The sequence below is a fragment of the Pantoea sp. X-Soil-TKNS-1279 genome (assembly GCF_059730565.1).
Genome location: NZ_AP035948.1, coordinates 1,080,236 through 1,101,423, shown reverse-complemented (window position 1 = coordinate 1,101,423; position 21,188 = coordinate 1,080,236). Strand labels below are relative to the sequence as shown.

The 21,188-nt window shown below is 55.6% G+C and carries 21 protein-coding genes; 9 read left to right on the top strand and 12 right to left on the bottom strand.

Annotated elements, in window-relative coordinates:
• Positions 1-41: 41 nt before the first annotated feature.
• The 4 genes from xseB (at position 42) to AC6I8N_RS04990 (ending at position 4,123) form a co-directional block, all read left to right on the top strand.
• Positions 42-284 (top strand): exodeoxyribonuclease VII small subunit, encoded by a 243-nt coding sequence (gene xseB, locus AC6I8N_RS05005; RefSeq protein WP_013508116.1) that lies wholly within the window; start codon positions 42-44, stop codon positions 282-284.
• Positions 284-1,183, top strand: coding sequence for a (2E,6E)-farnesyl diphosphate synthase (gene ispA, locus AC6I8N_RS05000; protein ID WP_021185857.1), 900 nt, complete (start codon positions 284-286; stop codon positions 1,181-1,183). Before xseB ends, ispA begins: the two co-directional genes overlap by 1 nt.
• Before the next feature lie 19 nt (positions 1,184-1,202).
• Positions 1,203-3,068, top strand: coding sequence for a 1-deoxy-D-xylulose-5-phosphate synthase (gene dxs / locus AC6I8N_RS04995; protein ID WP_497830171.1), 1,866 nt, complete (start codon positions 1,203-1,205; stop codon positions 3,066-3,068).
• Between the two features lie 80 nt (positions 3,069-3,148).
• Complete coding sequence (locus AC6I8N_RS04990; protein ID WP_208724952.1) at positions 3,149-4,123, top strand: aldo/keto reductase; 975 nt, start codon at positions 3,149-3,151, stop codon at positions 4,121-4,123.
• 49 nt (positions 4,124-4,172) lie between these two features.
• On the opposite strand, the gene pgpA is transcribed toward AC6I8N_RS04990, so the two are convergent.
• The 6 genes from pgpA to nrdR all read right to left on the bottom strand — a co-directional run bounded on the left by pgpA (position 4,173) and on the right by nrdR (position 8,223).
• Positions 4,173-4,667, bottom strand: coding sequence for a phosphatidylglycerophosphatase A (gene pgpA, locus AC6I8N_RS04985; RefSeq protein ID WP_497830170.1), 495 nt, complete (start codon positions 4,665-4,667; stop codon positions 4,173-4,175).
• Positions 4,654-5,631 (bottom strand): thiamine-phosphate kinase, encoded by a 978-nt coding sequence (gene thiL / locus AC6I8N_RS04980; protein WP_497830169.1) that lies wholly within the window; start codon positions 5,629-5,631, stop codon positions 4,654-4,656. Before thiL ends, pgpA begins: the two co-directional genes overlap by 14 nt.
• Before the next feature lie 44 nt (positions 5,632-5,675).
• Complete coding sequence (gene nusB / locus AC6I8N_RS04975; RefSeq protein ID WP_021185862.1) at positions 5,676-6,095, bottom strand: transcription antitermination factor NusB; 420 nt, start codon at positions 6,093-6,095, stop codon at positions 5,676-5,678.
• A gap of 19 nt (positions 6,096-6,114) precedes the next feature.
• Positions 6,115-6,585 carry a 6,7-dimethyl-8-ribityllumazine synthase gene (ribH, locus tag AC6I8N_RS04970; RefSeq protein WP_013508109.1) on the bottom strand — a complete coding sequence of 157 codons (471 nt, stop codon included), beginning with the start codon at positions 6,583-6,585 and terminating at the stop codon, positions 6,115-6,117.
• A gap of 81 nt (positions 6,586-6,666) precedes the next feature.
• On the bottom strand, positions 6,667-7,770 hold the full coding sequence (gene ribD / locus AC6I8N_RS04965) for a bifunctional diaminohydroxyphosphoribosylaminopyrimidine deaminase/5-amino-6-(5-phosphoribosylamino)uracil reductase RibD (RefSeq protein ID WP_497830168.1): 1,104 nt from the start codon (positions 7,768-7,770) through the stop codon (positions 6,667-6,669).
• A gap of 3 nt (positions 7,771-7,773) precedes the next feature.
• Entirely contained in the window at positions 7,774-8,223 is a 450-nt protein-coding gene (gene nrdR, locus AC6I8N_RS04960) for a transcriptional regulator NrdR (protein ID WP_021185864.1), read from the bottom strand.
• 194 nt (positions 8,224-8,417) lie between these two features.
• On the opposite strand from nrdR, the gene AC6I8N_RS04955 reads away from it, so the two are divergent.
• The gene (locus AC6I8N_RS04955; protein WP_497830167.1) at positions 8,418-8,969 is read left to right on the top strand and encodes a SadB/YajI family lipoprotein; all 552 of its coding nucleotides are present in this window, start codon (positions 8,418-8,420) and stop codon (positions 8,967-8,969) included.
• Positions 8,970-9,061: 92 nt separating this feature from the next.
• On the opposite strand, the gene secF is transcribed toward AC6I8N_RS04955, so the two are convergent.
• From secF to queA, 5 genes are read right to left on the bottom strand one after another with little or no spacing between them, the layout of a single operon-like run.
• The gene (gene secF / locus AC6I8N_RS04950) at positions 9,062-10,030 is read right to left on the bottom strand and encodes a protein translocase subunit SecF (protein WP_497830166.1); all 969 of its coding nucleotides are present in this window, start codon (positions 10,028-10,030) and stop codon (positions 9,062-9,064) included.
• Positions 10,031-10,040: 10 nt separating this feature from the next.
• Positions 10,041-11,888 carry a protein translocase subunit SecD gene (gene secD / locus AC6I8N_RS04945; RefSeq protein ID WP_021185867.1) on the bottom strand — a complete coding sequence of 616 codons (1,848 nt, stop codon included), beginning with the start codon at positions 11,886-11,888 and terminating at the stop codon, positions 10,041-10,043.
• A gap of 25 nt (positions 11,889-11,913) precedes the next feature.
• Positions 11,914-12,246, bottom strand: coding sequence for a preprotein translocase subunit YajC (gene yajC, locus AC6I8N_RS04940; protein ID WP_013508103.1), 333 nt, complete (start codon positions 12,244-12,246; stop codon positions 11,914-11,916).
• Positions 12,247-12,270: 24 nt separating this feature from the next.
• Positions 12,271-13,395, bottom strand: a complete 1,125-nt coding sequence (gene tgt, locus AC6I8N_RS04935) for a tRNA guanosine(34) transglycosylase Tgt (protein ID WP_013508102.1) — start codon at positions 13,393-13,395, stop codon at positions 12,271-12,273.
• Positions 13,396-13,425: 30 nt separating this feature from the next.
• A complete protein-coding gene (gene queA, locus AC6I8N_RS04930) occupies positions 13,426-14,496 on the bottom strand; it encodes a tRNA preQ1(34) S-adenosylmethionine ribosyltransferase-isomerase QueA (protein WP_497830165.1) in 1,071 nt (356 codons plus the stop codon).
• 102 nt (positions 14,497-14,598) lie between these two features.
• Here queA and AC6I8N_RS04925 point away from each other — a divergent pair, with 102 nt between their 5' ends.
• The 4 genes from AC6I8N_RS04925 to AC6I8N_RS04910 all read left to right on the top strand — a co-directional run bounded on the left by AC6I8N_RS04925 (position 14,599) and on the right by AC6I8N_RS04910 (position 19,718).
• Positions 14,599-15,180: an ACP phosphodiesterase gene (locus AC6I8N_RS04925; RefSeq protein ID WP_208724949.1), complete on the top strand. Its 582-nt coding sequence runs from the start codon at positions 14,599-14,601 to the stop codon at positions 15,178-15,180.
• A 165-nt stretch (positions 15,181-15,345) separates the two neighbouring features.
• The gene (locus AC6I8N_RS04920; RefSeq protein ID WP_021185870.1) at positions 15,346-16,155 is read left to right on the top strand and encodes an inositol monophosphatase family protein; all 810 of its coding nucleotides are present in this window, start codon (positions 15,346-15,348) and stop codon (positions 16,153-16,155) included.
• A gap of 15 nt (positions 16,156-16,170) precedes the next feature.
• The gene (locus AC6I8N_RS04915) at positions 16,171-17,448 is read left to right on the top strand and encodes a histidine-type phosphatase (RefSeq protein ID WP_497830164.1); all 1,278 of its coding nucleotides are present in this window, start codon (positions 16,171-16,173) and stop codon (positions 17,446-17,448) included.
• A 317-nt stretch (positions 17,449-17,765) separates the two neighbouring features.
• The gene (locus AC6I8N_RS04910; protein WP_497830163.1) at positions 17,766-19,718 is read left to right on the top strand and encodes an acyltransferase family protein; all 1,953 of its coding nucleotides are present in this window, start codon (positions 17,766-17,768) and stop codon (positions 19,716-19,718) included.
• 103 nt (positions 19,719-19,821) lie between these two features.
• On the opposite strand, the gene proY is transcribed toward AC6I8N_RS04910, so the two are convergent.
• The gene (proY, locus tag AC6I8N_RS04905; RefSeq protein WP_497830162.1) at positions 19,822-21,174 is read right to left on the bottom strand and encodes a proline-specific permease ProY; all 1,353 of its coding nucleotides are present in this window, start codon (positions 21,172-21,174) and stop codon (positions 19,822-19,824) included.
• Positions 21,175-21,188 lie beyond the last annotated feature (14 nt).

Sequence of the window (21,188 nt, the reverse complement as noted above, 5' to 3'; positions counted from 1 at the left end):
GACTGCAAGATGATGTCCCAACCTGTGAGTCGACACTGATTATGCCGAAAAAAGCCGAAGCGCCCGCCAGTTTTGAAAGCGCTCTACAGCAACTGGAACAGATCGTCAGCCGCCTGGAAAGTGGTGAGCTGCCGCTGGAAGAGGCGCTAAAAGAATTTGAACGCGGTGTTCAGTTGGCACGTAGCGGCCAGCAAACCCTGCAACAGGCGGAACAGCGCGTGCAGATTTTGCTGAGCGATGATAAAGACGCCGCGCTCACCCCTTTTACGCCGGAAGATAATTGATGGATTTCGCCAAACTGCTAAGCGCCTATCACGAAAGGGTAAACCTCGCGCTGACGCGCTTGTTAGATCCACTTCCTTTTCAGAGTTCTCCTCTGGTGAATGCCATGCAATATGGGGCACTATTAGGCGGTAAGCGTCTGCGCCCTTTTCTGGTTTACGCTACGGGTGAAATGTTAAAGGCCGATCCGGCCAGCCTGGATGCGCCCGCTGCGGCGGTAGAATGTATCCATGCGTACTCTTTGATTCATGACGATCTGCCTGCGATGGACGACGATGCATTGCGTCGTGGGCAGCCAACCTGCCATATCAAATATGGTGAAGACACGGCGATTCTCGCAGGCGATGCCCTGCAAACGCTGGCGTTTTCTATTTTGGCCGACCAGCCGATGCCTGGCGTAAGTGCAGAAGCCCGTATTACCATGATCTCCGAACTGGCGCAGGCCAGTGGTGTCGCGGGTATGTGCGGCGGCCAGGCACTGGACCTCGCCGCCGAGGGTAAAAGCATCGACCTGGCGCAACTGGAACAGATTCACCGTCATAAAACCGGTGCATTGATCCGCGTTGCCGTACGACTCGGCGCGTTGGCGGCGGGTGAGCAAGGCCGTGCCGCCCTGCCCGTTCTGGATGTCTATGCCAATGCCATTGGTTTGGCGTTTCAGGTGCAGGATGACATCCTGGATGTGGTCGGCGACACCGCGATATTGGGCAAAACCCAGGGGGCCGATCAGGCACTGGGCAAAAGCACATATCCGGCGCTGATGGGGCTGGATAATGCCCGTCAAAAAGCCTGGGATCTCTATCAGGAGGCACTGGGCGCGTTGGATATTCTGGCCGCGCAATCCTTTAACACCACAGCATTACAAGCGTTGGCTAGCTTCATAATTGAACGCGATAAATAACTTTCATAATGAGTCTCTGATGAGTTTTGATATTGCAAAATACCCGACACTGGCGCTGGCAAGCACGGTACAGGAATTACGTTTACTGCCAAAAGAGAAGCTTCCGGCACTCTGTGACGAGCTACGTCAGTATCTGCTGGACAGCGTCAGCCGCTCCAGTGGTCACTTCGCTTCGGGTCTGGGCGTCGTCGAGCTAACAGTGGCGCTGCATTATGTTTACAACACCCCGTTTGACCATCTGGTGTGGGACGTTGGCCATCAGGCCTACCCGCATAAAATTCTGACCGGTCGCCGTGATCGCATCGGCACCATCCGTCAGAAAAATGGTCTGCATCCCTTCCCGTGGCGTGAAGAGAGCGAATACGACGTACTGAGCGTCGGTCACTCGTCAACCTCCATCAGCGCCGCCCTCGGTATGGCCGTCGCCGCCGAGCGTGAAGGTAAAGGGCGTCGTACTGCGGCCATCATTGGTGATGGTGCCATCACGGCGGGCATGGCATTTGAAGCCATGAACCACGCGGGCGATATCAAACCGGATATGCTGGTGATCCTCAACGACAACGAGATGTCGATCTCCGAGAACGTGGGTGCGCTGAACAATCGTCTGGCGCAGATCCTCTCCGGTAAAACCTATTCACGCCTGCGCGAAGGTGGCAAACGGGTGCTGGACAACCTGCCACCGATCAAAGAGCTGGTCAAACGCACTGAAGAACATCTGAAAGGCATGGTGGTACCGGGTACGCTGTTTGAAGAACTCGGTTTTAACTACATCGGCCCGGTGGATGGTCACGATGTCCTCGCGTTGGTCAGTACGCTGAAGAACATGCGTAGCCTGAAAGGCCCGCAGTTCCTGCATATCATGACCAAAAAAGGCAAAGGCTATGCGCCGGCGGAAGAAGATCCCATCACCTGGCATGCCGTACCGAAATTCGATCCGGCCAGCGGTTCGCTGCCGAAAAGCGCAGGTGGTTTGCCGAGCTACTCCAAAGTATTTGGTAACTGGTTGAGCGAAATCGCGGCTGATGACGCACGCCTGATGGCCATCACTCCGGCGATGCGCGAAGGATCCGGCATGGTGAGTTTTTCCCGTGACTATCCGCAGCAATATTTCGACGTGGCGATCGCTGAACAGCACGCGGTAACCTTCGCGGCAGGGATGGCGATTGGGGGCTACAAACCGATTGTGGCGATCTACTCCACCTTCCTGCAACGCGCATACGATCAGGTGATCCACGATGTGGCGATCCAGAAGCTGCCAGTGTTGTTTGCTATCGATCGTGGCGGCATTGTCGGTGCCGACGGACAAACCCATCAGGGTGCGTTCGATCTGGCTTATCTGCGCTGTATCCCTGGCATGGTGATCATGACGCCAAGCGACGAGAACGAATGCCGCCTGATGTTGTACACCGGTTACCACTATCAGGATGGCCCAAGTGCAGTGCGTTACCCGCGCGGTACCGGCACCGGGGCAGCGCTGGAACCCCTGACCAGCCTGCCGTTGGGCAAAGGCGTGATAAAACGTCAGGGCGAGAAGCTGGCGATTCTCAACTTCGGCACCTTGCTGCCGGAAGCCACTGCGGCCGCTGAAGCGTTGAATGCCACCCTGGTGGATATGCGTTTTGTCAAACCGCTGGATGAGGCGTTGATTACGGAACTGGCGGGCAGCCACGACGCCCTGATCACCCTGGAAGAAGGGGCTATCATGGGCGGCGCGGGTAGCGGCGTGAACGAATTTGTGATGGCAAAACGCCTGCGTATTCCGGTGCTGAACCTCGGTCTGCCTGATGAGTTCATCCCGCAGGGTACCCAGGAAGAAGTGCGCCATGACTACCAACTGGATGCCGCCGGTATTCAGCAACAAATCACCCGCTGGCTGGCCCAGTAATCCCCTGCTCGCTCGCCGCCCGGCGAGCGAGCCTGCTGCTATGCTTAAGGGATTTCCCTGATGCGAGAGCAGACGTCCCAATGAAAAAAATTCCTTTAGGTAAGACTGAATTACAGGTTTCCCGTCTCTGCCTGGGCTGTATGACCTATGGCGATCCGCTGCGCGGCAATCACGCCTGGACGTTACCGGAAGAGAGCAGCCGCCCGTTAATCAAGCAAGCGCTGGAAGCAGGCATCAACTTTTTTGATACCGCCAACTCCTATTCCGATGGCAGCAGCGAAGAGATTGTCGGGCGCGCCCTGAAAGATTTTGCTCGTCGCGACGAAGTCGTGGTCGCCACCAAGGTCTATTTCCCATTAAGTAATCTGACCCAGGGGCTGTCGCGCAACAATATCCTGCAATCAATTGATGACAGCCTGACACGGCTGGGCATGGATCATGTTGACCTGCTCCAGATTCACCGCTGGGATTACGACACGCCGATTGAGGAGACGCTGGAAGCGCTGCACGATGTGGTGCAGGCCGGTAAAGCGCGTTATATCGGCGCATCCTCAATGCATGCGGCGCAATTTGAGCAGGCGCTTCAGCTCCAGACTCGCGAAGGATGGGCGCGCTTTGTCAGCATGCAGGATCAGTACAACCTGATTCAACGGGAAGAAGAGAACGCCATGCATCCGCTGTGTCTGCGCGAAGGCATCGCCGTCCTGCCCTGGAGTCCATTGGCTCGCGGTAAGCTGACGCGCCCGTGGGGGGAAGCCACCGCCCGCTCCGTGTCAGATGAGGTGATGGCTAAACTTTACCGCGACACCGAAGAGAACGATGCCGCTATCGCGGAACGTATCGCCACCCTGGCAGCGGATAAAGGCGTCACGCGTGCACAGATTGCGCTGGCCTGGTTGCTGCATAAGCCGGTGGTGACGGCACCCATTATCGGGGCATCACGCGCAGAGCAGTTTGCTGAGCTGGTCAAAGCGGTGGACGTGGAGTTGAGTACAACAGATATTGCCGAGCTGGAGACGGTGTATCAACCGCATCCAGTTGTGGGTTTTGAGTAAAATTTTCATCCGTCGCGGCGCGATAAATCGCGCCGCGACGGGATAGACATCAAAGCATCGCATGCCCTAAAGCATACAAAATCACCGCTGAAATCACCCCGGCGATAATATCATCGACCATAATCCCCATGCCGCCATGCACGTTCTGATCGAACCAGCGAATCGGCCAGGGTTTCCACATATCAAAAATGCGGAAAATGACAAAGCCCGCCAGGACCCATTTCCAGCTCATCAGCGGAATCGCCATCAGGGTGATCCACATACCGATAAACTCGTCCCAGACAATGCTGCCGTGATCGTGGACACCCATGTCTTTGGCCGTGCGATGGCACAGATAGACGCCGACGCTGATACCGATCAGCACCACCAGCGAATAGATCTGCAATGGCAAAAAGGTCATCAACCACCAGAACGGGATCGCCGCCAGCGATCCCGCGGTACCCGGTACGATCGGACTTAACCCACTACCAAAGCCGGTCGCCAGCAGATGCCACGGATTGGACATACGCAGGCGGCTCTTTGCCACATCTTTATTTAACGTCAAAGTGATCAAATCCTTTGTGATTGAAGCTCAGCGGCTTGCCATTTTCCAGCAACGTGAGTCCATCGGCTTCCGGTGCTATCTGACCAATGCAGGTATAAGGCACGCCGAGATGACCGAGCGCCACGTCCAGCGCACCACGGTTCACTTCCGGCACCGTGAAGCACAGCTCGTAGTCTTCCCCTCCTGCCAGCGCCCAGCGTTGCACCTGGTCTGCGTCGAAATGGTCGTGCAGTGCTGCCGACAGCGGCAGTGCATCAACATTCAAGCGCGCGCCGACACGGCTGGCCTGCAAAATATGGCCGAGATCGGAGAGCAATCCATCCGACACATCGATCGCTGACGTGGCCAGGCTACGCAGCGCCTGCCCCTGCAAGACGCGCGGCATCGGGCGTAAATGACGTTTGATCAGCGTTTCGTGCACTGCCGGGTCCGACAGACGGTAACGATGCTGCAACAACGCCAGACCGGCAGCACTATCGCCCAGCGTGCCGGTGACGAAAATCCAGTCACCCGGCTTCGCACCGGAGCGTTTTAATGCACGCCCTACCGGAACTAAACCGTGGATGCCCAACGTCATGCTCAGTGGGCCGCGCGTAGTATCGCCGCCAATCAGCTGCATATCGTAGTAATCCAGCAGCTCAAACAGGCTGTCACTGAAGGCCGCCAGCCAGCTCTCGTTCACTTCCGGCAGCGTCAGCGCCAGCGTTAGCCATGCCGGATCGGCGCCCATAGCAGCCAGATCGCTCAGGTTGACCGCAACCGCTTTATAACCGAGATCGGCTGGATGGATATCACGCAGGAAATGCACGCCTTCTACCAGCGTATCGGTGCTGATAGCCAGCGTCTGTTTTTCTGGCACGTTAAGCAATGCGCAGTCGTCACCAATTCCCTTCTCGACATCGCGGCGGGAGCTGGTGACGCGGTTAAAATAACGTGCGATCAGTTCGAATTCACCACAGGGCATAGTCAGGTCTCAATGAAAAAAGGCCGGATGACCGGCCTTTTGCACTATTTTCTGTTGGGGCGAATTTGTGGAGCGGCTTTATCCAGCACGCCGTTGACAAATTTGTGGCTGTCTTCTGCGCCAAATACTTTAGCCAACTCGATACCTTCGTTGATCGCCACTTTATAGGGCACATCATCACGTTTGCTCAGCTCATACAGCGAAATACGCAGGATGGCTTTTTCTACCTGGCCCAGCTCTTCCAGCTGACGCGACAGGTAAGGTTTCATCAGACCATCCAGGTATGCGCTGTTGGTCGCCACACCGGCCAGCAGTTCGCGGAAGTAACTGATATCGACGTCTTTGACGTCTTGTTCCGCCAGAAACTGGTATTCCACATCGGCAATGTCGTTGTTGGACAACTGCCAGGAGTAAAGCGCCTGGACAGCGCACTCACGGGCGCGACGACGAGCAGCAGGTTTCACAAAATTCCCCTTACAAAAATCAGGCTTTGATGGCTTTCAATACGTTAATCATTTCGAGGGCAGTCAGGGCCGCTTCGGCACCCTTGTTACCCGCTTTCGTGCCGGCGCGTTCAATCGCCTGCTCGATGTTTTCAGTGGTCAGCACGCCGAAAGTCACCGGGATATCGCTGGTCATTGCCACGTTGGCAATACCTGAGCTGGCTTCACCGGCCACATATTCGAAGTGCGCCGTGCCGCCACGGATCACGGTACCCAGCGCCACGATGGCATCATGTTTACCGGATTTTGCCAGCGCACGCGCCGCCAGCGGCAGTTCATAGGCACCTGGTACCCAGACGATGGTGATGTTTTCGTCTTTCACCTGACCAATACGCTTCAGCGCATCAACCGCACCATCCAGCAGGCTGTCATTAATGAAGTTGTTAAAACGCGCAATTACGATGGCGATGTTAGCATCAGGCGTGGCAACAGGAGCTTCGATAACTTTCATACATATCCTTTGGGTGTTGTATTGTAGCCCCGCAGAAGGGGGCGGATTCTATCATACTCTTTGACGACGCGCTCAGGCTTTTCAGCGCGGGGTGAGCGTCAGACGCAAGTCTTCGCCCACCAGGCGCACGTCACTAAAATTCAGGGCTGGCGCATCGGCCAGATGTTCCAAACCCGGTAATTCACACAAGCCACGAGCGGCATTACCCAGCAGTTTCGGTGCCATATAGACAATCAGCTCATCCACCAGTCCCGCCTGCAACAACGCACCGGCAAGCGATGCACCCGCTTCGACCCACACGCTGTTAATCTGCCGCTGACCGAGCAACATCATCATCGCCACCAGGTCCAGTTGGCTCTCACGCTGCGGCACCACAATCTGCGACACCGTCTCCGGCCAGGCTTGTTGATCGGCTTCACTGCGCATCAGCCAGGTTTCGCCCGCCTGGTTGACCAAACGATGCTGCGGAGTCACGCGCTGCTGGCTGTCAATCACCACACGCACAGGCTGACGCAGTTGCTGCTCGTCCAGTTGCTGGCGAACCTCATCATTCAGTTCACTCCAGCGCACCGTCAGTGCAGGGTTATCCGCCAGCACCGTGGCACTGGTGGTAAGAATAGCCGAACTCTGGGCACGAAAACGTTGCACATCGCGCCTTGCGGCTGCCGAGGTGATCCACTGGCTTTCGCCACTCGCCATAGCGGTACGGCCATCGAGTGACGCACCCAATTTAAGTTGGATCCACGGGAAACCGGTACGCATCCGTTTCAGGAAACCGCGATTGATCGCCTCAGCCTCGTTCATCATCAAACCGTGGCTCACCGCAATACCCGCCTGTTGCAGACGATACAGGCCACGACCGGCGACCTGCGGATTGGGGTCTTGCATCGCCGCGACCACCCGGCTGACGCCGGCGGCGATCAACGCATCGCAGCAGGGTGGCGTGCGACCATGATGGCTACAGGGTTCAAGCGTGACATAGGCGGTTGCGCCCCTGGCTTTCTCTCCCGCCATGCGCAGCGCATGCACTTCCGCATGCGGTTCGCCCGCGCGATGATGCCAGCCTTCGCCGACGATTTCGCCGTCCCGCACAATCACACAGCCAACATTCGGGTTTGGCGTGGTGGTAAAACATCCGCGACGCGCCAGTTCCAGCGCGCGCGCCATATAACGTTCGTCGATCATGGATTAATCCTGCAAGCGGGCGATCTCTTCGCCAAAATCACGGATATCTTCAAAACTGCGATAAACCGACGCGAAGCGAATGTAGGCCACTTTGTCGAGTTTCTTTAGCTCGTCCATCACCAGATTGCCAATCAGCTTGCTGGGGATTTCGCGCTCGCCGGTGGCACGAAGTTGCGTTTTGATATGGTTGACGGCGCTCTCCACCGCATCGGCACTCACCGGACGCTTCTCCAGTGCCTTCATCATGCCGCTACTGAGTTTATCTTCGTTAAAGGGTTCACGCACATCGTTGCTTTTCACCACGCGCGGCATCACCAGTTCAGCCACTTCAAAGGTGGTAAAACGCTCATGACACACCAGACACTGGCGACGGCGACGCACCGAAGAGCCTTCACTGACCAGGCGCGAATCTATCACTTTGGTGTCCACAGCGGAGCAGAATGGGCAATGCATGACGTTTCCTGTCGCGAGAATTTGGGCCACACAGTGTAGCGCGATCTCGGTTTCAACAAAATGTGTTGAGATGAAAAGGGCGGCAATGGTTAAAACGGCGTGATAAATCACACCGCTACGATACTGTTCACGGGTTGTCGCGGCGCGATTTATCGCGCAACATTAGCCCTCCCCCACAATGGAAAGGACATTGCATGACGATCAGGATGTTATGGGCGCCAGCAGCGCTTTCTTTGCTGGTACTTAGCGGTTGCAGCTCAACACCCGGCACCAAACAGGTTACTCAGTTACATCAGGAAGTGGGGCAGCTGAATCAGCAAATGCGCCAGTTAACGAATCAGGCCGCTGCACTGGAAATTCAGGGCCAGCTAAACAGCCAATCCAATCAGGGTGCCTGGCTGTTACCTCAGTCCAATACGCCGGTGGAACTGCAAACCCAACTGGGTAAATTACGCCTGTCGCTGAGCCAGGTCGAAGGTGAAGCGACTGGCAGTCACGCCAATCTGACGATCCGCTCGACCGATGGCAAACCGGTTCCGGCGCTGAGTGCGACTGTCGTCTGGGGAGAAATGGACCCGGCCAGCGGTAAACCGTTAAATGCCGGCAGTCTCAGTCAGACCATCACTGCGCCCGGCAGTCTGACGCCACGCAGTTCCGTGGTGGTACCACTGCGCCTGAGCGGCCTTTCACCGGATCAACTTGGCTATGTTCGTGTGCATGATGTGACCGGCGCAACCCCGCCGTGATGCGCAGTTTCTGTAGCGGCGCGATTTATCGCGCGGTTTACGGCAAAAAAAAGGGCTGCCATCTGGCAGCCCTTGATCTTTCTGGTCAGCAGTTACGGCATGATTGAAGGCTGATCAGCGCCCTCTTTCTCCACTTTCTGCACCAGCATATGTTCACGCTTCATGCCCAGCTTCAGCGCCAGCGCCGAAGAGACATAGATTGATGAGATGGTACCAATGGTCACACCAATCAGCATGGTCAGCGAGAAGCCTTTCAGCAGCGCACCACCAAAGATGAACAGAATCAGGATCATCGCCAGCGTTGTCAGCGAGGTGATCAGGGTACGGCTCAGCGTCTGGGTCAACGACACGTTAGTGATATCGTATGAAGAACCGCGACGGATCTTGCGGAAGTTCTCACGAATACGGTCGGAAACCACGATCTTATCGTTAAGCGAGTAACCAATCACCGACATCAGGGATGCCACGATGGTCAGATCGATTTCGATGTGGGTCAACGCCAGGATGCCGCAGGTGATGATCACGTCATGGGCCAGCGCCAGTACGGTACCCAGTGCCAGACGCCACTCAAAGCGGAAACCGATGTAGATCAGAATCGCGATCAGCGCCGACAACAGCGCCATCGCCCCCGCCTGCGCCAGATCGCTGCCCACGCTCGGACCCACGAACTCGATACGCTTCACGGTGGCATTCTGCTGCGCGGTTTCGTTAATCACCGACACCACTTTGTTGCCCAGTTCCTGGCCTGCCGGACCTTGCACCGGAGCCATACGCACCATCACGTCACGGCTGCTGCCAAAGTTCTGTACCAACGGCTCATCAAAACCCGCTTTCACCAGCGCAACGCGCAGAGTATCCAGATCGGTCGGTTTTTCCAGGTTGATCTCAATCACCGTTCCGCCGGTAAAGTCGAGGCCCCAGTTGAAGCCACGCACACCAACGATGGCGACAGACGCCACAATCAGCAAGGCGGAGATGATAAAGGCAAGCGTGTCCCAGCGCATAAAGTCAATGACTTTACGCCCGTGGTTCAGCTGCTCAATATTGTATTCCTGTGCCACAACGCACTCCTTAGATAGACAGCTTGTTGATGCGTTTGCCGCCGTACACCAGGTTAACGATGGCACGGGTGCCGACGATAGCGGTAAACATGGAGGTCGCGATACCGATAGCGGTGGTAATCGCAAAACCTTTGATTGAACCGGTACCGACCGCATAAAGAATGATGACTTTAATCAGCGTCGTAACGTTAGCGTCGACGATACTGGAGAAGGCACCTTTGTAGCCTTCATGAATCGCCTGCTGCACGGAACGACCGTTGCGCAACTCTTCTTTAATACGTTCGTTAATCAGTACGTTCGCATCCACCGCCACCGCCAGCGTCAACACGATACCGGCAATACCCGGCATGGTGAGTGTCGCACCTGGCAGCAGTGACATGATGCCGACGATCAACACCAGGTTGCACAGCAGTGCGCTGGTCGCGATCAGACCAAATTTCTTATAGAACACCACCATAAAGATGATGGAAGCGATCAGACCCCACAGACAGGCTTCGAGACCCTGCGTGATGTTCTGCTGACCCATAGTTGGGCCGATGGTACGCTCTTCCACAATCTGAATTGGCGCAATCAACGCACCGGCACGCAGCAGCAGCGACAGCTGACGGGCTTCGTTCGGGTTGCTGATACCGGTGATACGGAAGCTGTTGCCGAGGCGCGACTGAATGTTCGCCACGTTAATCACTTCTTCCTGTTTCACCAGAATCGCACGGCCATTGGCATCTTTCTTGCCGCTGTCCTTGTACTCCACAAACAGGGTCGCCATCGGTTTACCGATATTGTCCTTGGTGAAGTTAGACATGATGTTACCGCCCGCGCCATCCAGTGAAATGTTCACCTGCGGCTGGTTGTACTCATCCATGCTGGACGTGGAATCGGTGATATGGTCACCGGTCAGAATCACGCGCTTGTACAGCACCACCGGCTGGCCTTCACGCGTCATTTTCACTTCAGAATCACCCGGCACACGACCACTGGCCGCCGCACTCGGATCAACCGTGGTGTTCACCAGACGGAATTCGAGGGTTGCCGTAGCACCCAGAATCTCTTTGGCGCGAGCAGTATCCTGAATACCTGGCAGTTCAACCACGATGCGGTCAGAACCCTGACGCTGTACCAGCGGTTCAGCGACGCCAAGCTGGTTAACACGGTTACGCAGGATATTGATGTTCTGCTGCACCGCATATTCGCGTGCTTCACTCAGGCGTGCATCGGTCATCACCGCGCGCAGGGTATCGCTGCCCTGGCTGGAGATCACCAGATCCTGATGACGTGGAGACAGATAGCTGATGGCCGCATCACGGCTGGTGCCGTCACGGAAACGGATTTCCACGCCATAGTTAGCGATTTTATTCACGTTAACGTAGGGAATGCCTTTGTCGCGCAGGTCGCTGCGCAGACCATCTGCATTCTGTTCCTGCAATTTGCTCAGCGCGGTATCCATGTCGACTTCCATCAGGAAGTGAACACCGCCACGCAGGTCAAGGCCGAGCTTCATCGGTTCTGCGGCCAGCATACTCAACCAGCGCGGCGTAGCCGGTGCCAGGTTAAGTGCTACAACGTAGTTCTCGCCAAGGACATTCGTAATCGCTTCACGGGCGCGCAGCTGCACATCCGTGTTCGCAAAGCGCGCAAGAATCGCGCCATTTTCCAGAACGAGGGATTTGCTCTGGATATTATCTTTTTGTAAAACAGACTGGATCTGATCCAACGTTTGCTCACTGGCGGCGCCACCGCGCGCACCAGTGATTTGAACGGCCGGATCCTCACCATAAAGGTTGGGAAGCGCATAGAGCAGGCCGACGAGAATCACGACGACCAGCATGATGTACTTCCACAAAGGATAACGGTTTAACACGGCAGTTTCCTTCGGGAAGAAAAAATTACAGCGCCTTCATGGTGCCTTTCGGCAGAACGGCAGCCACGAAATCACGTTTAATCACTACTTCAGTGGTGTCGTTCAGGGCGATAGCGATGTAGCCGGTTTCAGCAACTTTAGTCACGCGACCTACCAGACCACCATTGGTCAGCACTTCATCTCCTTTGGAGATGGAATCCATCAACTTCTTGTGCTCTTTGGAACGCTTCTGCTGCGGACGCAGAATCATGAAGTAAAAGATCAGACCAAAGACCACCAGCATGATCACCAGAGAATAAGGACTTCCCTGCGACGGTGCGCCTGCTGCAGCCACAGCGTCAGAAATGAAAAAGCTCATTAAATTTCCCTCATTGATGAATTATCAGACGTTTAACGGCGGAACCGCTTTGCCCGTCCGTTGGTAGAACTCGCTAACAAAGTGCTCTAATTTACCCTCTTCGATGGCCTGGCGTAAACCCGCCATCAGACGCTGGTAATAGCGCAGATTGTGGATGGTATTGAGACGCGCGCCCAGTATTTCGTTACAGCGGTCGAGATGATGCAAGTAGGCACGGCTGTAATTGCGACAGGTGTAACAATCACACTCTGCATCCAGTGGCGAGGTGTCATCTTTATGCTTCGCATTACGGATTTTCACCACACCATCGGTGACAAACAGGTGACCGTTACGCGCGTTGCGCGTCGGCATAACGCAGTCAAACATATCGATACCGCGACGGACGCCTTCCACCAGATCTTCCGGCTTGCCAACGCCCATCAAATAACGCGGTTTGTCGTGCGGAATTTGCGGACAGACGTGCTCCAGGATGCGGTGCATGTCCTCTTTCGGTTCACCCACCGCCAGGCCGCCCACAGCGTACCCATCAAAGCCAATCTCTACCAGACCTTTCACGGAGACATCACGTAAATCTTCGTAAACACTGCCCTGAATGATGCCAAACAGCGCATTTTTGTTACCGAGTGAATCAAAACGGTCACGGCTACGTTTCGCCCAGCGCAACGACATTTCCATTGAACGCTTCGCGTAGTCCCAGTCCGCCGGATAAGGCGTACATTCGTCGAAAATCATCACGATGTCGGAGCCAAGATCGAACTGAATTTCCATCGATTTTTCCGGATCGAGGAAAATCGGATCGCCATTGATCGGGTTACGGAAATGCACACCCGATTCGGTGATCTTACGGATATCACCGAGGCTAAACACCTGGAAACCTCCCGAATCGGTCAGGATTGGTCCTTTCCACTGCATGAAATCATGCAGATCGCCATGCAACTTCATGATCTCCTGGCCCGGACGCAGCCACAGATGGAAAGTGTTGCCGAGGATGATTTGTGCACCGGTATCCTGCACTTCTTCCGGCGTCATGCCTTTGACGGTGCCGTAGGTGCCCACAGGCATAAATGCCGGGGTTTCCACCACGCCGCGATCAAAAATCAGACGGCCACGGCGTGCGCGCCCGTCAGTTGTGTCTAACTCAAATTTCACATTGACCTCATCAGAGAAACAGTCTGACGTTTAAGACCCAACGCTCTCGTCAGGTGCATTCACATTACGGGTAATGAACATGGCATCCCCGTAGCTAAAGAAACGGTACTGCTCAGCCACCGCCGCCTGATAGGCCGCCATAGTGTGCTGATAACCGGCAAACGCCGACACCAACATAATCAGGGTCGATTCCGGCAGGTGGAAATTGGTGATCAAGGCATCGATCACCTGATACTGATAGCCGGGATAGATAAAAATCTGGGTATCATCGAAGAACGGTGCAATCAGCGCGTCTTTACTTGCCTGCGCGGCGCTCTCCAGCGAGCGTACCGAGGTCGTCCCTACCGCCACCACTTTATTGCCGCGTGCTTTACAGGCCAGCACCGCATCCACCACCTCTTGCGGCACTTCGGCGTATTCGGAGTGCATGGTGTGATCTTCAATACTCTCCACACGCACCGGCTGGAAGGTCCCGGCCCCTACGTGCAGCGTGACAAAGGCCATCTCGACGCCTTTCACCTTTAACGCCTGCAACAGCGGAGCGTCGAAGTGCAAACCGGCCGTCGGCGCAGCAACCGCGCCGGGGCGAGCGCTGTACACCGTCTGGTACAACTCGCGGTCAGCTTCTTCGTCCGGGCGATCGATGTACGGCGGCAATGGCATATGGCCGACGCTGTTAAGAATATCCAGCACCGCACGGTCATCTTCGAACGCAATTTCAAACAACGTATCGTGACGCGCCACCATCGTCGCTTTGACACTTTCGTCATCGCCCAGCAGCAATTCTGCACCCGGCTTCGGTGCTTTTGACGCCCGAACATGCGCCAGCACACGTTTGTCGTCCAGCATGCGCTCCACCAGCATCTCGATTTTACCGCCACTGGCTTTACGGCCATAAACGCGCGCCGGGATAACGCGGGTATTATTGAATACCAGCAGGTCGCCCGGATTGAGCTTCTCCAGCACATCGGTAAACACGCCGTGACTCAGCGCACCGCTTGGGCCATCCAGCGACAACAGACGGCAACCACTTCGCTGCGCCTGGGGGTAATGGGCGATCAAAGATTCCGGCAATTCAAAAGAAAAATCCGCTACACGCATGCTCAACTTCTTCAGGACTAAAAACAGGCGGCATAGTTTAGCGGAAAAGCGACCAATTCTGAACAACTGGCTGCGCCTCGTTGATTCTGCCTATAATGCGGCATGAACTTTCTCGCTCACCTCCATCTGGCCCAGTTGGCTGACAGCTCGCTGCTTGGCAACTTAATGGCCGACTTTGTACGCGGCAACCCCCATCAGCAATGGTCAACTCCGATTGCCGACGGCATTTTGCTGCATCGACGTCTCGATAGCCTGACTGATAGCCTGCCGGAAGTACGCGAAGCACGGCAATGGTTCCGCGCCGAAACCCGCCGCGTGGCACCAATCACCCTCGATGTCATCTGGGACCATTTCCTTGCACGGCACTGGGATCAGTTCCATCCTGCCCAGTCACTGGCCGCTTTTTCCGCGGCGGCAGAGCGGGAAATTACGCCGCAGTTGTCGGGTACACCGGAAGGCTTTGTCGAGTTGAACGCGATAATGTGGCGCGAGCGCTGGCTGGAACATTACGCTGAACCCACCCGTCTGGCGCGCGTGCTGAATGGCATGGCGATGCGTCGTCCACGTCTCGCCGCGTTACGCGATTCGTATCAGGATTTCGTCGAAAATTATGCCGCACTCGAGCAACAATTCTTCCAGCTTTATCCGCGACTGATGGAACTGGCACGTACGCAGCAGCTGTAACATATTCTGAATCCTCTCCCCTCTTGCCAGCCGCAAACATCTGCGGCTTAATGAAGCCTTTCTTATATTTCGTTACCTGGATCACACAGTCATTTCGCCTGTCACCCTTCCCTATCCCCTGAATGGGGCTTGAAACAAGAAGGGTATAAATCATAAGAGGGAAAGATGTCATCAGCATCACTTACTGAACTTGACGCGCGTTACCACTTTGCTCGTGATGTCGCCACCGCCGCTGCCAGCCGCGCCTTCTCCTGGTATCAGCAACGTCAGCAACTGGTGGTCGAACACAAGAAGGACCCACAGGATGTGGTCAGCGAAGCTGATCGTAATGTCGAACAACTGATTAAGTACATGATCACCGAGCGTTTTCCGGATGATGCGGTGTTGGGTGAGGAGAGTGGCGGCGATACCCAGGGTGCCCGTTTTGTCTGGGTGGTTGATCCGATTGACGGCACCAGCAGCTTCATTAACGGTCTGCATAACTGGTGCGTATCGCTGGCTATCGTGTGTGAAGATGAGGCGGTAATTGGCGTGGTGTGCGATCCCAATCATCACGAGCTGTTCCACGCCTGCCGTGGCAAAGGTGCCTGGGTTAACGACAAACGGATTCAGGCCCACAGCGCCCAACAGCTTAATCAGGGCGTACTGGGCATCAGCAGCTCTAACAGCCAGCCCGCTGAACCGCTCACCAGCTTTATCTCCGCACTGCTGCACCAGGGTGGCATGTTCATACGCACCGGTTCGGGCGCATTGATGAGCGCCTGGGCAGCCGCCGGGCGTTTGATTGGCTATTACGAAGCGCATATGAATCCGTGGGATGGCCTGCCCGGCATCGTGCTAATGCGTGAAGCGGGTGGCGTCACCAATGATTATCTGCACAATGACGGGCTGAAGAACGGTAATCCGGTACTGCTCGCCAATGCGACGCTTTATCCACAATTAAAAGCGATGCTGCCTGCCTCTTTCCCCTTGTAATAAAAGGATGCGCGGATGTCCGTTCGATGCTCTCTGTCAGTACGCCTGCTGCTGGCAAGTTTTCTGTGGTTGTTGTTCGGCAATAGCCAGGCGGCGGAACACTATCAACTGGAAAAGGTGGTCGAAATCAGCCGACACGGCGTGCGGCCACCGACCCCAGGTAACCGCAAAGAGATCGAAGCCGCCACACAACGCCCCTGGACCCAATGGACCACCCACGATGGTGAGCTGACCGGTCACGGCTACGCCGCGGTGGTTAACAAAGGTCGTTGGGAAGGTGAGCATTACCGTCAACTGGGCCTGCTCACCCCTGGATGCCCGACTGGTGCGGATATTTACGTACGCGCCAGTCCATTGCAACGCACGCGCGCCACCGCTGAAGCGTTGGTGGATGGTGCCTTTCCTGGCTGTGGCGTGGCAATTCATCATGTGGATGGCGATATCGATCCGCTGTTCCAGAGCGAAAAGGAGCCATTTGCCCAGCTTGACCCGACCAAAGAACGCACCGCACTGGTCGCCAAAGCCGGTGATTTAGCCGCGCTGCAACAGCAACTCCAGCCCGCCATCCAACAACTCAGGCAGGCAGTATGCGCCCCCGGTAGCGACTGCACGGCATTCACCCGTCCGTGGCAATTAAAAGAAACCAAATCAGGCCATACCTGGGTACAAGGGCTGAGCGTGCTGGCCAGCATGGTCGAAACGCTGCGCCTTGGCTGGAGCGAAAACCTGCCGTTAAACCAACTGGCCTGGGGCAATATCACCTCTTCCGCTCAGATCAGCGCCTTGTTGCCGATTCTGACCGCCAGCTATGACCTCAGCAACGATGTCCCCTACATGGCGCAACGCCGTGGTTCGATCTTGCTGGATGCGGTGATAAAAGGGCTGGAACAAGGCATCAACCGCGACGGCAATAGCTCACCGGATACCCGCTGGTTACTGCTGGTGGCGCACGATACCAATATCGCGCGGGTGCGCACCCTGATGAACTTCAGTTGGCAGCTCCCGGGATATTCGCGCGGCAATGTCCCGCCCGGCAGCAGCCTGGTGTTTGAACGCTGGCGCGATACACAAAGCGGACAACGTTTCGTGCGTATCTATTTCCAGGCACAAAGCCTCGATGACCTGCGACATTTAACGCCGGTGGATGATCGTCATCCGTTACTGCGTCAGGAGTGGCATGAGAAAAACTGTAGAGTGACGGAAGTCGGCACCTTATGTCCTTATCAATCCACCCTGGATTCCTTCCGCCAGGCGCTGGATAAGCAGGCCATTATTCCCGTCAATTATCCGTAGCGGTCCGATTTATCGCGCGGTTTTTCACGGATTAGTGGTGACCTAACGGGCGCGCGATAAATCGCGCCGCTGTGCCTGTGGCTTATCTGAACAAAATACAACCATTAAGATTTCGTTAGCTATTTGTCAGCCTCTTCTGAGGATTTTCTATATTTCCCGTCAGGCGTTCGTATTCCCTTAACCTCGGGTTAACCTGTCAACGTCAATCATCCCTTGATTCATTATTTTTTACCCTTGTTTTTCGGCGACAAGGAGTCGCCGATTTATTTTTTTTGCGCCATCTGCGTCAGGTAATTAAAAAATCAACGGGCGGTATTATGACCAAATCGGACAGCTTCCGTTATCGCGCGGATATTGACGGCCTGCGCGCTGTCGCCATTCTGTCAGTGGTGGTGTTCCATTCCGGTGTCAGCTTTCTGCCGGGTGGCTTTATCGGTGTTGATATTTTCTTTGTTATTTCCGGTTTTTTAATCGGTGGCATTATCAGTCGGGAAATCTCCGCTGGGCGCTTCTCCTTTTATCAATTCTATTTACGGCGTATTCGTCGTATCGCGCCTGCATTGTTTTTTATGATGGCCATATTGCTGCTGCTCGGCTATATCCTGCTGTCACCACTTGAATTCAGCCAACTGGCAAAATACAGCGTGGCGGTGTTTATCTCCGTGCCTAATATGCTGCTGATGAAAAGCGGTGACTACTTCAGCAGCGATTCTGATTTAAACCCGCTGCTGATGACCTGGTCGCTCGGTATCGAAGAACAGTTCTACGTGGTGCTCCCCTTTATCCTGCTGCTGGCGGCACGTTTCAAGCGCTCGATGGCTGGGGTGATTTTAGTCATCAGCATCGCTTCACTGGCCGCCTGCCTGTGGCTGACACCCACTGACAGCACCCATGCCTTCTACCTGCTCCCCACCCGCGCCTGGGAATTGGGGGCCGGCGTGCTGCTGGCGCTGTGGCAACCACAACCCATCAACGGACGCGCCGCCAACCTGTGCAATCTGCTGGGCTGGCTGTTGATCGTTGTCAGCGCCACGGTCCTGACGCGCGATGACGACTTCCCCGGCTGGCTGGCGATATTGCCGGTCGCGGCAGGTTGCCTGATGATAGGCGCGCGTGGCCGCCTGAACCAGTTGCTGCTGGAAAACCGCGTGATGCGTTTTATCGGCACCGTCTCCTACTCCTGGTACCTGTGGCACTGGCCATTGCTCAGTCTGGCGCGGATCTTTAGCGATCATCCCCTGACCGCGTGGCAGGGTCTGATGATCAGCGCCCTTGCCTTACTGATTGCCTGGCTGTCATGGCGCTTTGTCGAACAACCTTTCCGTCATCCCCAGCGTGGCACTCGCCTGGTGATCCCGGTTTACTGCGCCTCGTCGCTGGTGGCTGCCGGTGCCATGCTGGTGGTGTGGCAAACCGGTGGGATGAAATACCGTGTCAGCGAGTTGGTGGTCAACGGCGAATCCTGGAAGATTTCAGCGCAGCGCAATCCCTGCCTGCTGGATTATGGTGCCAATTTCCCGTCGTCCGATGCGCAGTGCCACCCGGTTACTGACCAACCCGGTATCGCGTTAATCGGCGACAGCCACGCTGCGGCGCTGCGCGCCACAGTGGCCGCGTATGCCCTGCGTCAGCACAAGCCCTTATTCCAGCTCACCAAAGCCTCCTGCCCGTTTCTGGTAGGCGTAACGCGTGTGGTGAGCCAGGTGCCGACACACGCACAACAATGCGTCGATTTTAATCGCGAGGTACTGAAGATGGTGCTGAGTGACAAGATTGATGAAGTGGTGATCAGCGCCTTCTGGGCATCCGGCATGAGTATCCTGCCCGGAGCAGGCTTCCGTGAACTGGCAAACCCTGAGAAGGACAATCTGGAAGCGCTGAAATTCGGCATGGATAACGTGATTGCTGCACTGCGCAAGGCGGGGAAAAAAATCACCATCATCGAAGACGCTCCATCGCTGGATATCGATCCGTTGCGTTACAGCAACAATCGCAATATCCCGATCCGTCGCGAGTTAAGTGACTGGCTGGGCCGCTGGGATACGCCGCCCTTACCCACCGCGCGCACCAAACTGTTCCAGTACCCGAAAGCCGCTGTGGATGAACTCTTGCAAAGTTATCAGGCATCAGGGGTACGGGTGCTGTCTTTGCGTGACAAGCTTTGTAATGACCACGGTTGCATGTTCGCCAACGGTGGTCTGCCACTGTATTACGACAACAACCACCTTAGCCCTTATGGTGGTGAGATAGCGTTAGGCAAGAGCTGGTAATTATTCGCAAGTTATTGTAGCGGCGCAATTTATCGCGCAATGCCTTCAGGGGACAAAAAAACAACAGCGCGATAAATCGCGCCGCTACAAATGTTTGCGATTTTTACTTGTTACGTTTCACCAATGGCCAGGCCAGCAGCAACAGCACAATCCACGCAAATCCGACATACAACGACACGCGCGTATCCGGGAAGTAACCGATCAACGCGATAATGAAGGCCAGGAATAGCACCCCAACCCATGCCGTGGTGCTGCCACCCGGCAGAGCAAATTGCAGCTTCCCGGCTTCCTGCTTACCAATTTTGCGGCGGAAGGCAATCTGCGACAGTAAAATCATGATCCACACCCACACGGTGGCAAAGGTGGCGAGGGAGGCAATCACCAGGAACACTTTTTCCGGCATCAGGTAGTTAAGGTAAACCGCGACCAGCATCGCCACCATCATCACCAGTACCGTAACCCACGGAATACCACGCTCGGACACCTTCATAAACATCTTCGGTGCATGTCCCTGCTGCGCCATACCGTGCAGCATACGTCCCACACCGAACACGTCGCTGTTGATAGCCGACAAGGACGCCGTCAGCACCACAAAGTTGAGGATCGAGGCCGCTGCGGCAATACCGAGATGCTGGAAGGTCAGGACAAAGGGGCTGCCCGCTGTACCCACCTGGTTCCACGGATAGATCGACATAATCACAAACAGCGTACCGACATAGAACACCAGGATACGCCACGGCACGGAATTAATCGCACGCGGGATAGATTTGCTCGGGTCTTTGGCTTCACCGGCGGTGATGCCGATAATCTCGATGCCGCCGTAAGCAAACATCACCATCTGCAAGGAGAGCAGCATACCGACCACGCCGTGGGCAAAGAACCCGCCGTTGGTCCACAGGTTATGGATACCGGTTGGCTGCCCGCCATTGCCGATGCCCCAGAAAATCATACCGAAACCGGCAATGATCATGATGATGATGGTGGCGACTTTAAAGAAGGAGAACCAGAACTCCACCTCACCAAACACCTTCACGCTCATCAGGTTGATGGCACCAATAATCAACACCACGCTCAGCACCCAAATCCAGTGCGGTACCTCGGGGAACCATACCCCCATGTAGATACCAAACGCGGTGACATCGGCAATGGCGACGATCAGAATTTCAAAGCAGTAAGTCCAGCCGGTGATATACCCCGCCAGTGGGCCAAGATAATCCTGCGCATAACGCGAGAAGGAGCTGGCCTGGGGGTTGTTGACCGACATCTCCCCCAACGCACGCATGATGATATAGGCGACCGCCCCGCCAATGATATACGCCAGCAGCACACTGGGACCGGCCATTTTGATGGCATCTGCCGAGCCATAAAACAACCCGGTGCCAATCGCCGAACCCAGTGCCATAAAACGAATGTGGCGCGTGCTCAGTCCGCGTTTGAGCTTATTGGTTTCTTGCATAACTACAGTACCTT

Excerpts from the sequence above, each read along its gene's own strand:
- AC6I8N_RS04910 (WP_497830163.1), top strand. The coding sequence starts at position 17,766 with ATGACCAAATCGGACAGCTTCCGTTATCGCGCGGATATTGACGGCCTG.
- AC6I8N_RS04955 (WP_497830167.1), top strand. The coding sequence starts at position 8,418 with ATGACGATCAGGATGTTATGGGCGCCAGCAGCGCTTTCTTTGCTGGTA.
- AC6I8N_RS04915 (WP_497830164.1), top strand. The coding sequence starts at position 16,171 with ATGTCCGTTCGATGCTCTCTGTCAGTACGCCTGCTGCTGGCAAGTTTT.
- AC6I8N_RS04920 (WP_021185870.1), top strand. The coding sequence starts at position 15,346 with ATGTCATCAGCATCACTTACTGAACTTGACGCGCGTTACCACTTTGCT.
- proY (WP_497830162.1), bottom strand. The coding sequence starts at position 21,174 with ATGCAAGAAACCAATAAGCTCAAACGCGGACTGAGCACGCGCCACATT.
- thiL (WP_497830169.1), bottom strand. The coding sequence starts at position 5,631 with ATGCCCTGTGGTGAATTCGAACTGATCGCACGTTATTTTAACCGCGTC.
- ribD (WP_497830168.1), bottom strand. The coding sequence starts at position 7,770 with ATGATCGACGAACGTTATATGGCGCGCGCGCTGGAACTGGCGCGTCGC.
- queA (WP_497830165.1), bottom strand. The coding sequence starts at position 14,496 with ATGCGTGTAGCGGATTTTTCTTTTGAATTGCCGGAATCTTTGATCGCC.
- ribH (WP_013508109.1), bottom strand. The coding sequence starts at position 6,585 with ATGAAAGTTATCGAAGCTCCTGTTGCCACGCCTGATGCTAACATCGCC.
- xseB (WP_013508116.1), top strand. The coding sequence starts at position 42 with ATGCCGAAAAAAGCCGAAGCGCCCGCCAGTTTTGAAAGCGCTCTACAG.
- dxs (WP_497830171.1), top strand. The coding sequence starts at position 1,203 with ATGAGTTTTGATATTGCAAAATACCCGACACTGGCGCTGGCAAGCACG.
- yajC (WP_013508103.1), bottom strand. The coding sequence starts at position 12,246 with ATGAGCTTTTTCATTTCTGACGCTGTGGCTGCAGCAGGCGCACCGTCG.
- AC6I8N_RS04990 (WP_208724952.1), top strand. The coding sequence starts at position 3,149 with ATGAAAAAAATTCCTTTAGGTAAGACTGAATTACAGGTTTCCCGTCTC.
- ispA (WP_021185857.1), top strand. The coding sequence starts at position 284 with ATGGATTTCGCCAAACTGCTAAGCGCCTATCACGAAAGGGTAAACCTC.
- AC6I8N_RS04925 (WP_208724949.1), top strand. The coding sequence starts at position 14,599 with ATGAACTTTCTCGCTCACCTCCATCTGGCCCAGTTGGCTGACAGCTCG.
- nrdR (WP_021185864.1), bottom strand. The coding sequence starts at position 8,223 with ATGCATTGCCCATTCTGCTCCGCTGTGGACACCAAAGTGATAGATTCG.